15 protein-coding genes are annotated in these 14,225 nt (G+C 69.0%); 10 read left to right on the plus strand and 5 right to left on the minus strand.

From position 1 onward, the window contains the following. The 4 genes from G6N14_RS05510 to G6N14_RS05525 are packed head-to-tail and all read right to left on the minus strand — an operon-like array spanning window position 1 to window position 2,887. Complete coding sequence (locus tag G6N14_RS05510) at window positions 1-861, minus strand: LLM class F420-dependent oxidoreductase (RefSeq protein ID WP_085135916.1); 861 nt, start codon at window positions 859-861, stop codon at window positions 1-3. 34 nt (window positions 862-895) lie between these two features. Beyond that, window positions 896-1,732, minus strand: coding sequence for an SURF1 family cytochrome oxidase biogenesis protein (locus G6N14_RS05515; RefSeq protein WP_085135859.1), 837 nt, complete (start codon window positions 1,730-1,732; stop codon window positions 896-898). Continuing rightward, the gene (locus G6N14_RS05520; RefSeq protein ID WP_085135858.1) at window positions 1,732-2,226 is read right to left on the minus strand and encodes a low molecular weight protein-tyrosine-phosphatase; all 495 of its coding nucleotides are present in this window, start codon (window positions 2,224-2,226) and stop codon (window positions 1,732-1,734) included. The genes G6N14_RS05515 and G6N14_RS05520 overlap by 1 nt, the downstream gene beginning before the upstream one ends. Then, the gene (locus tag G6N14_RS05525; RefSeq protein WP_085135857.1) at window positions 2,219-2,887 is read right to left on the minus strand and encodes an HAD-IA family hydrolase; all 669 of its coding nucleotides are present in this window, start codon (window positions 2,885-2,887) and stop codon (window positions 2,219-2,221) included. Before G6N14_RS05525 ends, G6N14_RS05520 begins: the two co-directional genes overlap by 8 nt. A 64-nt stretch (window positions 2,888-2,951) precedes the next feature. Here G6N14_RS05525 and G6N14_RS05530 point away from each other — a divergent pair, with 64 nt between their 5' ends. The 5 genes from G6N14_RS05530 (at window position 2,952) to G6N14_RS05550 (ending at window position 7,976) form a co-directional block, all read left to right on the plus strand. Continuing rightward, a complete protein-coding gene (locus G6N14_RS05530) occupies window positions 2,952-4,085 on the plus strand; it encodes a Nif3-like dinuclear metal center hexameric protein (RefSeq protein ID WP_085135856.1) in 1,134 nt (377 codons plus the stop codon). Then, a complete protein-coding gene (locus G6N14_RS05535; protein WP_085135855.1) occupies window positions 4,082-4,816 on the plus strand; it encodes a zinc ribbon domain-containing protein in 735 nt (244 codons plus the stop codon). The genes G6N14_RS05530 and G6N14_RS05535 overlap by 4 nt, the downstream gene beginning before the upstream one ends. Before the next feature lie 11 nt (window positions 4,817-4,827). Further along, on the plus strand, window positions 4,828-5,922 hold the full coding sequence (locus G6N14_RS05540) for a bifunctional RNase H/acid phosphatase (RefSeq protein WP_085135854.1): 1,095 nt from the start codon (window positions 4,828-4,830) through the stop codon (window positions 5,920-5,922). Window positions 5,923-6,156: 234 nt separating this feature from the next. Then, window positions 6,157-7,278, plus strand: a complete 1,122-nt coding sequence (locus G6N14_RS05545) for a YeiH family protein (protein ID WP_085135853.1) — start codon at window positions 6,157-6,159, stop codon at window positions 7,276-7,278. 62 nt (window positions 7,279-7,340) lie between these two features. Next, window positions 7,341-7,976, plus strand: coding sequence for a class I SAM-dependent methyltransferase (locus tag G6N14_RS05550; protein WP_085135852.1), 636 nt, complete (start codon window positions 7,341-7,343; stop codon window positions 7,974-7,976). Window positions 7,977-7,979: 3 nt separating this feature from the next. Here the strand turns inward: G6N14_RS05550 and G6N14_RS05555 are convergent, their stop codons facing one another. Next, a complete protein-coding gene (locus G6N14_RS05555; protein ID WP_085135851.1) occupies window positions 7,980-8,696 on the minus strand; it encodes a 2OG-Fe(II) oxygenase in 717 nt (238 codons plus the stop codon). 359 nt (window positions 8,697-9,055) lie between these two features. Between G6N14_RS05555 and G6N14_RS05560 the strand changes: the two genes are divergently transcribed. From G6N14_RS05560 to G6N14_RS05580, 5 genes are read left to right on the plus strand one after another with little or no spacing between them, the layout of a single operon-like run. Next, window positions 9,056-9,820, plus strand: coding sequence for an MlaE family ABC transporter permease (locus G6N14_RS05560; RefSeq protein ID WP_085135850.1), 765 nt, complete (start codon window positions 9,056-9,058; stop codon window positions 9,818-9,820). Beyond that, complete coding sequence (locus G6N14_RS05565; RefSeq protein ID WP_085135849.1) at window positions 9,817-10,653, plus strand: ABC transporter permease; 837 nt, start codon at window positions 9,817-9,819, stop codon at window positions 10,651-10,653. Before G6N14_RS05560 ends, G6N14_RS05565 begins: the two co-directional genes overlap by 4 nt. 4 nt (window positions 10,654-10,657) lie before the next feature. Next, entirely contained in the window at window positions 10,658-11,935 is a 1,278-nt protein-coding gene (locus tag G6N14_RS05570) for an MCE family protein (RefSeq protein WP_085135848.1), read from the plus strand. After that, window positions 11,932-12,960, plus strand: coding sequence for an MCE family protein (locus G6N14_RS05575; protein ID WP_085135847.1), 1,029 nt, complete (start codon window positions 11,932-11,934; stop codon window positions 12,958-12,960). Before G6N14_RS05570 ends, G6N14_RS05575 begins: the two co-directional genes overlap by 4 nt. Continuing rightward, complete coding sequence (locus tag G6N14_RS05580) at window positions 12,957-14,225, plus strand: MCE family protein (protein ID WP_085135915.1); 1,269 nt, start codon at window positions 12,957-12,959, stop codon at window positions 14,223-14,225. The genes G6N14_RS05575 and G6N14_RS05580 overlap by 4 nt, the downstream gene beginning before the upstream one ends.

The following is a 14,225-nucleotide window of genomic DNA, read 5'->3' on the forward strand; positions in this document are numbered from 1 at the left end:
TCAGCCCAGCGCCGCGGCCAATGTCCGCCACTGCTCCCGCGGGAAGGCGCGCGGGTCGGCGTCGAGCAGCTGCACGCAGATGTGGTCCGCGCCGGCGGCCCGGTGCTCGGCGATCCGATCGGTCACCGCATCCACGCTGCCCCAGGCGATGATCGCGTCGAACAGCCGATCGCTCACTGAGGCGATGTCGTCGTCGGTGAATCCCGACCGCAGCAGGTTGTTGGCGTAGTTGGGCAGGGCCAGATACGACCTCAGCCACCCGACGCCGATTTCGCGGGCCTGCTCGCGGCTGTCGCACAGAATGGCGGTCTGCTCGGGCGCCAGCAGTGGGCCCTCGCCGAGCTGCTCGCGGGCGAACCGGGTGTGCTCGGGGGTGGTCAGGTAGGGGTGGGCGCCGCGACTGCGGGTGGCGGCCAGGTCCAGCATCTTCGGTCCCAGCGCGGCAAGGACACGGGCATCGGCCGGGACGGGTGTCTCGGCGGCGTCGAGACCGTCGAGGAACGTGGTCATGGCCCGCAACGGCCGGCGGTAGCGCCCCGGGTCGCGGGAATCGATCAGCGGGGCATGGCTGACACCGATACCGAGCAGGAACCGGTCACCATGTGCCGCCGTCAGCGACGTGTAGGACGCCGCCACGTCGGAGGGGGCGTGCATCCACAGGTTCAAGATGCCGGTGGCGATGACCGCACGGCTGGTGGCCGCGAGCAGGTTGGCCACCGAGTCGAACACCGGACCGCCGACGTCGGGGATCCACAGCACACCGAAACCCAGTTCTTCCAGTTCGGCGGCCGCTTCGGCGGCCTCGACCTGATCGCCGTAGCGCAGCGGCGCACTCCAGATACCGACACCCGAGATGTTCACCATCGCCCCAGGATGGCACAACCCGCCCGGCGGTCTACCGCCGCCGGCCGTACCGGTCGGCGAGCTTCTGTTCGACGGTCATCGGTGGCGCCGGCTCGTCGGCGCCGTCCTTCCCGGAAGGCTCGGACCGTTCGGCGCGCCGTGCCCGGATCTCGGCGAACGCGAAGTAACCCAGTCCCAGCGGAGCCAGGATGCCGAACGCGATCCACTGGATTCCGTAGGACAGGAACGGCCCGGCGTCCCGGCGGGGCAGGGCGATCAGCCCCAATCCGCCGGGCTGGCCGTCCACCAGCTGCAGATAGGAACCGGTCAGCGGAACTCCGGTCACCGCCGACACCTGCTCGGTGTTGATCGAGTACACCTGACGAAAACCGTTCTCGGTGACCGGGTTCTTGCCCGGAATGGCTGCCTGCGAATCACGCAACCGGGCGGTGATGGTGACCGTGTTCTGCGGCGGCGGCGGAATCGGCGGCAGCCGAGACCCACCGTCCTCGGTTCGCACGTAGCCGCGGTTCACCAGTACCGTCGGCCCGCCGTCGACCGCGAACGGCGTCAGCACCTCCACCGCCGGCACCCCGTCGATCACCCGGAGCCGCACCAGCACCTGGGCCTCGGCGCGGTAGTGGCCGGTGGCGGTCACCGGACGCCACTGCTCGTCCGGCACCGACGAATCCTGCTGCGGCAGCAGCGTTGTCACCGGTACCGGTTCGGCGGTCAGCGCACGTTCGAGCTGACTGTTCGCGCGCGACGTCGTGGTGTTCTTGCCCAGCTGCCAGGGCGCCAGCACGGTGAAACACAGGTAGGCGAAGCCCAGCACCACCGCCGCCAGAGCCAGCCAGCTCGGGCGCAGCAGGAAGGCCAGCCGGCGCATCAGCCGTTCTCACCCCACGCCAGCTGCCCGTCGACCCAGTCGTGCAGGCCCGGCAGCGACGCCGCGATGACGGTGAACGCCCGCACGAAGTCGTCATGGTCGCCGTAGTAGGGGTCGTCGACATCCGGCACGGCCGCCCCCGAACGCGGGTCGAAGGACCGCAGCATCCGGATCCGCTCGGCCGGAATGCCCAGGCCCTTCAACAGCCCGACGTGGTTGCGTCCCAGCGCCACCACCAGATCCGCCGCCTCATGCTCGGGTCCGACCTGGGCGGCGCAATGCTCCACCGGATAGCCGTTGTCGCGCAACACCCGGTTGGTGCGCTCGTCGGCGCCTTTGCCCACGTGCCAGCCTGCGGTTCCGGCGCTGCTCACCCGTACCGCATCGGCCAGTCCGCGCTGCGCCAGCTGGTGGGCGAACATCTTCTCGGCCATCGGGGAGCGGCAGATGTTGCCGGTGCAGACGAACGTGACATGCAGCAGTGCCTCAGACACCGAGCACCTCCCGCAGTTCGGCGACGGTCTGCACCCGGGCAACCGGTCCGCGACCGGCGTCCTCGGTGTCGCGGTAGTCCGACCGGCCGTAGCCCCAGCCGACCAACACTGTGTCGATGCCGTGCGCGGCCGCACCGTCGACATCGTGGCGCCGGTCGCCCACCATCAGCACCCGCTCCGGCAGCGGCGCCAACTGCGCCAGGGCGTGCGCCACCACGTCGGACTTCGCGGCCCGCAGCCCGTCCACACTGGCGCCGGCAACCACGTCGAAGTAACCGTCGAGCCCGAAATGCGCGAGGATCCTGCGCGCCGTCGGCTCCACCTTGGAGGTGGCCACCGCCAGCCGTACCCCGGCGTCGCGCAGGTCGCTCAGCAACTCCGCAACACCGTCGAACAGCGTGTTCATCTGCCACCCGCGACTGGTGTAGTCGGCGCGGTAGGCGGCCACCGCCGCCTCGGTCTGCTCGCCGAGCCCCATGGCGGCCAGCGTGTGATGCATCGGCGGGCCGACCAGCCGAGCAGCCAGGTCGCCCTCGGGCAGCGGCGCCCCGATCCGGTCCAGGGCGTGCCGGAAGCTGGCGACAATTCCGGCAGCGGAGTCGGTCAGGGTGCCGTCGAGGTCGAAGATCACCAATTCGGCGGTGGCGGTGGTCGTGCGCATCACGACCCCATTGTCCCCGACGTGCGCGGCGGGCTCGCCGGGTGGCGCACTACTGTCTTGCAGTGTGACCGCCCGGCTGGCTGACGTGATCGGTGTCCTGGATGCGGCCTACCCGCCCGGGCTGGCCCACTCCTGGGACTCGGTCGGTCTGGTCTGCGGTGACCCCGACGCCGCGGTGACCTCGGTGACGGTCGCGGTGGACGCCACCGCGGCGGTGGTCGAGCAGCTGCCCGACGGGGCCCTGCTGCTGGCCCACCATCCGCTGCTGCTGCGTGGGGTGGACACCGTGGCCGCCAGCACCCCCAAGGGCGCGCTGATTCACCGGCTGATCAGTCGTGGTTGCGCCCTGTTCACCGCCCACACCAACGCCGACGCGGCGTCGCCGGGCGTCTCCGATGCACTGGCCGCAGCGCTCGGGCTCACGGTGGAGTCCGTGCTGGAACCGGCCGCCGCCCGCGCGGAGACCGACAAATGGGTGATCTACACCCCGGCCGAGCACGCCGAGGCGGTGCGGGCCGCGGTGTTCGCGGCCGGGGCCGGCCGTATCGGCGACTACACCCAGTGCAGCTGGAGCGTCGGCGGCACCGGTCAGTTTCTGCCCGGCGACAGTGCGACGCCGGTGATCGGACAAGTCGGCGCGGTGGAGCACGTCGCGGAGGACCGCGTCGAGGTGGTGGCGCCGGCGCGGGCGCGGGGCACGATCCACGCCGCGCTGCGGGCCGCCCATCCCTACGAGGAGCCGGCGTTCGACGTCATCGCGCTGCAGCCGCTGCCGGCCGGGGTGGGAATCGGACGGGTCTGCAGCCTGGCCGCCCCGGAGCCGCTGCGTGACTTGGTCGCGCGCGCCGCCGCGGGCCTGCCGGCCACGACGTGGGGGGTCCGGGCCTCAGGCGACCCGGACCTTGAGGTCTCGAAGGTCGCGGTCTGCGGCGGCGCGGGAGATTCCCTGCTCGACGCCGCGGCGGCCGCCGACGCGCAGGTCTACCTCACCGCGGACCTGCGGCACCATCCGGCTGACGAGCATTCCCGCCGGTCGGCGATGGCGCTGGTCGACGTGGCCCATTGGGCCAGTGAATACCCATGGTGCGCGCAGGCCGCCGACATACTCCGCTCGCACTTCGGTGCGACGCTGCCGGTGCGTGTCAGCACGCTGCGCACCGACCCCTGGAATCTCGCGTTCGAAGGAGACCGGTCATGAAGGCCGCCGTAGCACAACAACGTTCGCTGCTGGAACTCTCGGAGCTCGATGCCGAGCTGGCCCGGATCTCCCACCGTGCCAAGAACCTGCCCGAGCAGGCCGACCGGGACCGCATCCAGACCGAGCACACCGCGTCGGCTGACCGGCTGGCTGCGCTGGAGCTGGCCTTGGAGGATCTGGACGCCCAAGCCGGCCGCTTCGAGTCGGAGATCGACGCGGTGCGCCAGCGCGAGGACCGCGACCGTGCCCTGCTGGACTCGGGGCAGACCAACGCCAAGCAGGTCGTGGATCTGCAGCACGAGCTGGAGACGCTGCAGAAGCGCCAGTCCAGCCTGGAGGACTCGCTGTTGGAGCTGCTGGAGCAGCGGGAGCAGCTGCAAGGTCAGGCCAACGCCGAAGCGGCGGTGCTCGAGGGCCTGGCCGCCGATCTGGCCGGGGTGCAGGAGGCGGTGGCCACCGCCCTGGCCGAGATCGAGGCCACCCGCGAGCAGCGAGCGGCCAGGCGCGCGGAGTTGGCGGCCACCATCGACGCCGAACTGCTGGCGCTCTATGAGCGCCAGCGCAGCTCCGCCGGGGTGGGTGCCGCACCGCTGCGCGGCGGCCAGTGCGGCGCCTGCCGGATCGAGATCGACCGCGGCCAGCTGGCGCGGATCTCCGCGGCTGCTCCCGAAGAGGTGCTGCGCTGCCCGGAATGCAGCGCCATCCTGTTGCGGGTCAAGGACTTCGGGTAAGCCCAACGCCGATGAAGGTGATCGTTGAAGCCGACGGCGGGTCGCGTGGCAACCCGGGGCCGGCCGGATATGGCGCGGTGGTGTGGTCGGCCGACCGCGGCGAGGTGCTCGCCGAGGCCAAAGAGGCCATCGGGGTGGCCACCAACAATGTCGCCGAATACCGCGGCCTGGTGGCCGCCCTGACCCAGGCGGCCGGGCTGGGAGCCGCCGAGGTGGCGGTTTTCATGGACTCCAAGCTGGTGGTCGAACAGATGGCCGGCCGCTGGAAGGTCAAGCATCCGGACCTGATCCCGCTGCACCGCAAGGCCCGTGAGCTGGCGGCGACCTTCGACCACGTTCGCTATTCGTGGATACCGCGGGCCAAGAACTCCTACGCCGACCGGCTGGCCAACGAGGCCATGGATGCCGCCCAGAAGGGTGTCGTGATCGAGGCGCCCGCACCCAAGCCGCCGGCCGCGGCTGCGCCCGCGGCTCCCGGCTGGACCGGTGCGACCGGCACCGCGACCCGGCTGCTGCTGCTGCGCCACGGGCAGACCGAGCTGTCGGTGCACCGGCGCTACTCCGGGCGCGGCAATCCGCCGCTGACCGAGACCGGCCGGCGCCAGGCCGGGGAAGCGGCGCGCTACCTGGCGGGCCGCGGCGGTATCTCGGCGGTCATCAGCTCGCCGTTGCAGCGCTGTCGTGAGACGGCCGAGGCGGCAGCCAGAATGCTGCGTCTGGATGTGGCCGTCGACGACGACCTGACCGAAACCGACTTCGGTGCCTGGGAGGGCCTGACTTTCGCAGAGGCCGCCGCGCGCGATCCCGAGTTGCACCGGCGCTGGCTCAACGACACATCCACCGAGCCCCCTGGCGGGGAGAGCTTCGACGCCGTGCAACAGCGGGTGCTGGCCGCGCGTGACCGGATCGTCGCCGAACACGGTGGCACCACCGTGCTGGTGGTGTCGCACGTGACGCCGATCAAGACCGTGCTGCGTCTGGCGCTGGACGCCGGACCGGGCATCTTGTACCGGCTGCACCTGGACCTGGCCTCGCTGAGCATCGCCGAGTTCTACGGCGACGGCCCGTCCTCGGTGCGTCTGGTCAATCAGACGGCTTACCCGTAGGCGACCGCCGGGTAACGAGCGCCACGCCGCGCGGGCTTCGCGGCCGGGGTGTTTGTGCCGACGGTGATTGCAACCCTGTCGTGGCCTGCCGGCAGTGTCATAGCGTTGCTCCCGACCAGCGCATGGGAGGCGGCAGATGAAGAGGTTGGGTACCGACGGGTGGGCGAACCTGGTGGTCGGTGTGCTCGTCGTGCTGGCGCTGGCCGATTCGCTTCCGAAGACTCCGTGGTGAGCATGACCACGACGCACCCGGATTCGGACCGGCCCGCCGCGGACGCGGTCTTCACCGGCCGCCGGCTGCTGGACTATCTGCCCGGCGTCGCTTTGCTGCTCACCGTGGGCCTGTTGGGTAAATACGCCCAGCGCTGGTGGCTGGCGCTGGGGCACCAGCTGCACGCGACGCTGCCCGACATCGAGTATGTGCTGTGGGCCATCGTCATCGGGCTGGTGATCAGGAATACCGGCGGGCTGCACCGGATCTTTGTGCCCGGCGTGCTGACCTACGAGTTCTGGCTCAAGGTCGGCATCGTTGCCCTGGGCTCTCGCTTCGTGCTCGGCGACATCGCCAAACTGGGCGGCGTCAGCTTGGTTCAGATCCTGCTGGACATGACCATCGCCGGAGCGATAATCCTGGGCGCAGCACGTGTTTTCGGCCTGTCGGGAAAGCTTGGATCTCTGCTGGCCATCGGAACCTCGATCTGCGGGGTTTCGGCCATCATCGCCTCCAAAGGGGCCATCCGCGCCAAGAACTCCGAAGTCAGCTATGCGATCGCGGCCATCCTCGCACTGGGGGCGGTGGCCCTGTTCGTGTTGCCGCCGCTGGGCCACCTGATCGGGCTCAGCGACCACGAGTTCGGACTGTGGGCCGGGCTGTCGGTCGACAACACCGCCGAGACGACCGCCACCGGCTACCTGTTCTCCGACGAGGCCGGCAAGATCGCGGTGCTGGTGAAATCCGTCCGCAACGCCCTGATCGGGTTCGTCGTCCTCGGTTTCGCCCTGTACTGGGCGGCCCGCGGACAGGCCGACCAGGTGGCGGGCGGCTACCGGGCCAAGGCCATGTTCATCTGGCGCCAGTTCCCGAAATTCGTTGTGGGGTTCCTGGTGGTGTCGGCCGTGGCGACGGCCGGTTGGCTGGACAAGGCGCAGCTGGCCAGCCTGGGCAACGTGTCGCGGTGGGCCTTCCTGCTCACTTTCGCCGGCGTCGGACTGTCCACGGACTTCCGGCAGATCGCCCGCGCGGGCTGGCGGCCCTTGCTGGTGGCCGTCATCGGCCTGGTGGCGGTGGCTACGGTGTCGTTAGGGCTGGTGTTGGTGACGTCCCGATGGCTGGGCTGGGGCGTGGCCGCCTCCTGAGGGCAGCGACGCCGGAGCGCGGCGTTGCCGCGCGGTACCCCGACCGAAAGGGAACAGGACCGATGACCGACGAAGCGCCCGACCCGCGCGAGTTCTGGGACGAGTTCTACGGCGACGACGACCCGGTGTGGAGCGGACGGGTCAACGCGCAGCTCGCCGAGATCGTCGCGGGTCTGCCGCCGGGCCGGGCGCTGGACCTCGGTTGCGGGGAGGGCGCCGACGCCATCTGGCTCGCCGCCCAGGGCTGGCAGGTGGTGGCGGTCGACATCTCGGAGAACGCGCTGCGTCGCGCCCGCGCAGCCGCACAGGCGCGGGATGTCGCGGACCATATCCGCTTCGAGCTTCACGACCTGTCCACCGGCTTCCCCCCGGGCCGATTCGACCTGGTCTCGGCGCAGTTCCTGCACTCGCCGGTGCCACTGGACCGGGTGTCGGTGCTGCGCAGGGCCGCCGAAGCCGTCGCAGCAGGCGGCACCCTGCTGATCGTCGACCATGCCGCCGCGCCGCCCTGGGCCGGTGAGCATGCGCGCGAGCACCACTTCCCGACCGCGCAGGAGGTGCTGGCCGGACTGGACCCTCAAGCTGCGCAATGGGAGTTGCTGCGGTGCGGCACCGCCGAGCGCGATGCGCTCGGACCCGACGGTCAGTCCGCGGTGCTCACCGACAACGTGATCGTGCTGCGCCGCATCGCGGGGTAGCGTTCACGCGGCGTCATGAAAGATCAGTCCCAGGGTGTAGCGCTCACCCGAACGGATCGGTGAAACGCCGTGGCGCACCGGCGCCCTCGACCAGCCGCGGGTAGAGCGCACCGGGCGCTCCCGGGTGGTGAACACATAGCCGTGGCCCTGCGGCAACTGCACGGCTGAGCCCCGCGACTGCGCGCGAGGACGCTGCTCGACAAGCAGAAACTCGCCACCGGTGTAATCGGTGGCCGGGTCGCTGAGGTTGATCACCACCTGCAGCGGAAACACCAACTCGCCGTAGAGGTCCCGATGCAGCGCATTCCAGTCGCCGGGGCCGTAGCGCAACATCAGCGCGGTCGGCTTGGTCTGGCCGGCCCGGTGACAGTGGCCCAGCCAGTCGTCGAAGTCGTCGGGCCACGGCGCCTCCCGGCCCAACCGATCGGCCCAGGCCCGGGCGATCGGCAACAGGCGCGGATACAGTGCCCGCTTGAGCGCATCCACGGGATCGGGCGCCGGTGCCGCGAAGTATCGGTACTGCCCGGACCCGTAGCGGTGACGCTGCATTTCGACGGTGGCCCGGAAGCGCTCGTCGTCGGGGTAGCAATCCCGCAGCCGCGCGGTCTCGGTGACGGTCAGCAGTGGCGGCAGCAGCGCACCGCCGTACTCGTCGAGTTCGGCGGCGACGGCATCCCAGTCGCCGGCGTCCACCCGCTGCTCCCAGCGCGTCGGGGCCATTGCGGGCTCCTTCCGATCGGGGTCTCACCGAGTGTGCGCCACCGCACCGAGATGCGGCTGCGGCATCACAGGAGTGTCGCCACTTCGGTCGGTCCGATTAAATCGCCGTGCGCCAAACATCCGGCCACTGGCAACCAGCAGGTTCCGTGAACACCGCGGTAGCAGGGCATTTTCTGGCGTTGACAGCTAACTGCGGCGCTCCTACTGTTCCGGCCTACTGAGGAGGGCAACGGTCGATGGGCGGGAGATCAGCAATGACATGCGGACCTGGCGGGGCGGCATCGCGGCCGTCGCCGGCGGGCCGGCTCGTTCGCGCGCGAACGGGCTGACGCGTTGCTGCGAACCAGAGGCAGGCAGCGATGAGCGGGCCCTCCTGGACCAAGCCCGCGATCGCGGTAGGCGATTTCGTCGTGCTTGCCGGCGAGACGTTCGCTGCTATGGCGCGACCCCCGTGGGCTTGGCGTGAGCTGATCAACCAGATCTGGTTTGTGGCCCGGGTCTCGATCGTCCCGACGATCATGCTGTCCATTCCCTACACCGTGCTCATCGTCTTCACGCTCAACATCGTGCTGCTGGAGATCGGCGCCGCTGACCTCTCCGGCGCCGGCGCGGCGCTGGCGGCGGTCACCCAGGTCGGCCCGGTGGTCACCGCCATCGTCGTGTCGGGGGCGGGCGCCACCGCCATGTGCGCTGATCTGGGTGCCCGCACCATCCGCGAGGAGATCGACGCGATGAAGGTGATCGGCGTCAATCCCGTCGAGGCACTCGTCGTTCCCCGCGTGATCGCGGCGACATTCGTTGCGGTGATGCTCTACTCGGTGGTCGCGGTGGTGGGCCTGACCGGAAGCTATGCCTTTGTGGTGTTCGTCCAACACGTCACGCCGGGCGCCTTCGTCGCCGGGATGACGCTGCTGACCGGACTGCCGCAGGTGGTGGTTTCGCTGGTCAAGGCGCTGCTGTTCGGCCTGTCGGCCGGGCTGATCGCCTGCTACAAGGGGCTGTCGGTGGGCGGCGGCCCGACCGCGGTGGGCAATGCGGTCAACGAGACCGTGGTGTTCGCGTTCATGGCGCTGTTTCTGATCAACATCCTGGCCACCGCCTTCGGCGTGAAGGTCGCGCCGTGACGGCCGCGGAGCGCACCGCGCCCGCCGGCGCGGGGCTGGCCGACGCCGCCCGGCGTATCGGCGAACAGACCGCCTTCTACGGTCGTGCGCTGGCGGCTGTCGGAGACGCCGTACGCCGCTACCCCGGCGAAGTGCTGCGGTTGATCGCGGTGATGGGAATGGGCTCCGGAGCGCTGGCGGTCATCGGTGGCACCGTGGTCATCGTCGGTTTCCTCACCTTGTCGACCGGCGCCCTGATCGCCGTGCAGGGCTACAACACCTTGTCCAACGTCGGGATCGAAGCACTGACCGGGTTCCTCGGTGCCTTCCTCAACGTCCGTTTCATCGCGCCCGCCACCGCGGGGGTGGCCCTGGCCGCCACGATCGGTGCCGGTGCCACCGCGCAGATCGGCTCGATGCGCATCAGCGAAGAGATCGATGCGCTTGAGGCGATGGGAATTCGGTCGATCACCTACCTGGCCGCCACCCGGATCGTGGCCGGCGTGCTGGTGGTGATACCGCTGTACACCGTCGCTGTCCTGATGGCGTTCTTGGCGACGCGCTTCGGCACCACCGTGATCTACGGGCAGTCACGAGGTGTCTATGACCACTACTTCTCCACCTTCTTAGAACCCACCGATCTGCTGTGGTCGTTTCTGGCCGCGCTGTCGATGGCTACCGCGGTCATGGTGGTGCATACCTACTACGGGTTCACGGCGACCGGTGGCCCGGCGGGGGTCGGCGAGGCCGTCGGCCGCGCCGTGCGAACCTCGGTCACCGCGACGGTGTTTGTGCTGCTGACCATCACACTGTCCGTCTACGGACAGTCCGGCAACTTCCACCTGTCGGGGTGAGTCGATGAGCGCCGGCACGCCTAACCGATCCCGCCCCGGCGGGATCGACCCGATTTGGTGGTCACCCGTCCTGGTGGCGGTGATCGTGGCCCTGTCCGCCATGACCGCCGTGCTGTTCTCCGGAACATTCCGGCGTTACGTCCCGCTGACGCTGGTGTCCGATCGAGCCGGTCTGGTCATGGAGGACGGCGCGAAGGTGAAACTGCGCGGCATCCAAATCGGTGAGGTGAAATCCATTGGCACCCAGCCGGGATCGGATCACTCCCGACTGTCCACCCTGAGCCTGAAGATGTATCCGCGGCCGTTCGAATACCTCCCGAGCAACGTCGAAGCCGAGATCAAGTCCAGCACCGCGTTCGGGGCCAAGTACGTCGACCTGGTCATTCCCTCCGACGGCCCCAGTGGCCAGCGGCTCAAGCCGGGTGCGGTGCTGCGTTCACGCAACGTGACGGTGGAAGTCAACACCATGTTCGAGAACCTGCAGGCGGTGGTGCACGCCATCGACCCGGCCAAGCTCAACTCGGTGCTCTCGGCAGTGGCCGAATCGGTTCGGGGCCGCGGAGACGCCATGGGGCGGGCGATCTCGGGCGCCAACACCATGCTGGCGGTGGTGAATCCACGCATGCCCACCGTGCAGCGCGACTGGCAACTGTTCGGACAGACCACCCAGGTGTATTCCAATGCGGCGCAGAACATTCTGAACATCCTGGACTCCGCCTCCACCACCAGCACCACCGTGACCGGCCAGGCCGGCGAACTCGACGCGCTGCTGCTCGCCGCGGTCGGCTTCTCCGCGACCGGGGTGGACACCATCGGGCCGAACCAGCCCGCACTGGTCCAAGCGCTGAACCTGATGGCACCGACCACCGATCTGCTCGAGGAGTACTCGCCCACCTATACCTGCCTGTTCCAGGGGGCGCAATGGTTCCTGGAGAACGGCGGACGAGACGCCATGGGCGGCAACGGTAGATCGGTCATCATGGACGCCGCGATGCTCGCCGGCGACGACCCGTATCGCTACCCGGACAACCTGCCGTTGATCAACGCCCGGGGCGGCCCGGGTGGCAGGCCCAGCTGTGGCTCGCTGCCCGACGTGAGCAAGAACTTCCCGGTGAAGTACTTGGTGACCGACACCGGATTCGGTACCGGACTCGACGTCCGGCCCAACCCGGGCATCGGTTTCCCCGGTTTCGCCAACTACTTCCCGGTCACCAAGGCCGAGCCGGAACCGCCACGAATCCGCTATTACGGACCGCCTGCACCCGGACCGGAGTCGCCATGAGAGGCAATATCGGCAGGACCCTCACCTGGGTCGTGCTGTTCACGGTGACCTGCCTGGTGTTCATCTTCATCCTGGTCACGGTGTTCGGCCAGTTCCGGTTCGATTCCCGGGTCGGCTATCGGGCCGAATTCACCAATGTGTCGGGTCTCAAGGGCGGCAACTTCGTTCGCATCGCCGGCGTCGAGATCGGCAAGGTCACCAAGATGGCGCTGCACCCCGACGGCACCGTCACGGTCGACTTCTCCATCGACCGCGGGCTGACCCTCACCGAGGGCACCCGCGCGGCGGTGCGCTACGAAAATCTCATCGGTGACCGCTACCTGTCCCTGGAGCAGGGGGCGGGGTCGGTCCGCACCCTGCAACCGGGTCAAGCCATTCCGCTGGCGCGGACCGAACCCGCCCTCGACGTGGATGCCCTCATCGGGGGCTTCCGGCCGCTGTTTCGTGCGTTGGACCCCGATCAGGTGAATGTGCTCAGCGGCGAACTGCTCAAGGTGTTCCAAGGCCAGGGCGGCACCATCGCCTCGGTGTTGTCGCAGACGTCGGCATTGACCACGACGCTGGCCGGCCGCGACGAGCTGATCGGCCAGGTGATCACCAACCTCAACACCGTGCTGGGCACCTTCAGCTCCCGTGATCGCGAGTTCGGCCACGGACTGGATTCACTGACCCAGATGGTCCAGGGACTCGCCGAGCGCCGAGACGACCTCACCAAGGGGGTGGCCTACATCAATGCCGCGGCCGGCTCCGTCGCCGACCTGCTGGCCGTGGCTCGCGAACCCATTCGCGATGTGGTGGTGCAGACCGATCGGGCCGCCGGCCAGGTGCTGGCCGACGGTGACTATGTCGACGATCTGGTCAAGACGCTGCCCGACGCCTACCAGGTTCTGGCGCGCAACGGGCTTTACGGCGACTACTTCGGCTTCTACATGTGTGACCTGGTGATCAAGGTGAACGGCAAAGGCGGCCAACCGCTCTACGGCAAGATCATGAACCAGACGACCGGACGGTGCGCGCCGAAATGACGAGACCGAAACTGCCGCGGATCACCGTCAAGCCGCTGGCCGAACGTAACCGGCCCGCGGTCGGCGTCGCCGGAATACTCTTCGTGGTCGCCCTGGTGGTCGCGGTCTTCAGCTACGACAGGCTGCCGTTCATCAAGGGCACGTCCGACTACGCCGCCTACTTCACCGAGGCCGGTGGCATCAAGTCCAACAGCGACGTACGCGTGTCAGGACTCGATGTCGGCCGGGTGGTCGGTCTACGGCTGGAGGGCGACCGAGTCCGGGTGACGTTCACCGTCCGCAGGGGAGTCGAGCTGGGCGAGCGGACCGAAGCCGCGATCAAGACCGAGACGGTGCTGGGCAACAAATTCCTGGAACTGACACCGCGCGGCGACGGCCGGCTCACGGGTCCGATACCGGTGGAACGCACGACTTCCCCCTACGACCTGCCGGATGCCTTGGGAGATCTGACCGCGGTCATCAGCGGCTTGGACACCACGCAGTTGTCCTCGGCGCTGACCACTTTGGCGGAGACCTTCAAAGACACGCCACCGGACCTCAGGATGGCGCTGCAGGGCGTGGCTCGCTTTTCGGACACCCTCGACAAACGCGACGCCACCCTGCGTCAGTTGCTGGCCGACGCCAACAAGGTCACCGGGGTGCTGGCGCAACGCAGTGAGCAGATCGCCGGCTTGGTCGCAAACAGCAATGCCCTGCTGAGCGAGCTGTTGTCACAACGCAATTCCGTCGACGCGTTGATGACCAACCTTACTGCGGTATCGCGACAGGTGTCGGCCGTGGTCGACGACAACCGACAGCAACTCAAACCCGCGGTGGACAAACTCAACGGCGTCCTGGAGGTTCTCGACAACCGCCGAGCCGAACTGCAACGCACCCTCTACCTGTTTCGCCGCTACGCCATGTCGTTCGGCGAGGTGCTGGGTTCGGGACCGTTCTTCAAGGCGTCAGTGGTGAACCTGATTCCGGGCCAGTTGGCCCAGCCGGCCATCGAAGCCGCCTTCTCCGACCTGGGCCTGGATCCCAACGTGCTGTTGCCCTCCCAGCTGAACGATCCGCCCGTCGGCCAGCCGGGCACGCCGCCACTGCCGATGCCGTTTCCCCGCACCGGGCAGGGCGGCGAGCCCAATCTGACGTTGCCGGACGCCATCACCGGCAATCCCGGAGACCCGCGCTATCCCTACCGGGAGCCGTTGCCGGCGCCGCCACCGGGCGGGCCACCCCCGGGCCCGCCGGCGCTCGGCCCGGCGGCGGACGGGGGGAGCTGA

The sequence above is a fragment of the Mycolicibacter hiberniae genome (assembly GCF_010729485.1).
Taxonomy (GTDB): domain Bacteria; phylum Actinomycetota; class Actinomycetes; order Mycobacteriales; family Mycobacteriaceae; genus Mycobacterium; species Mycobacterium hiberniae.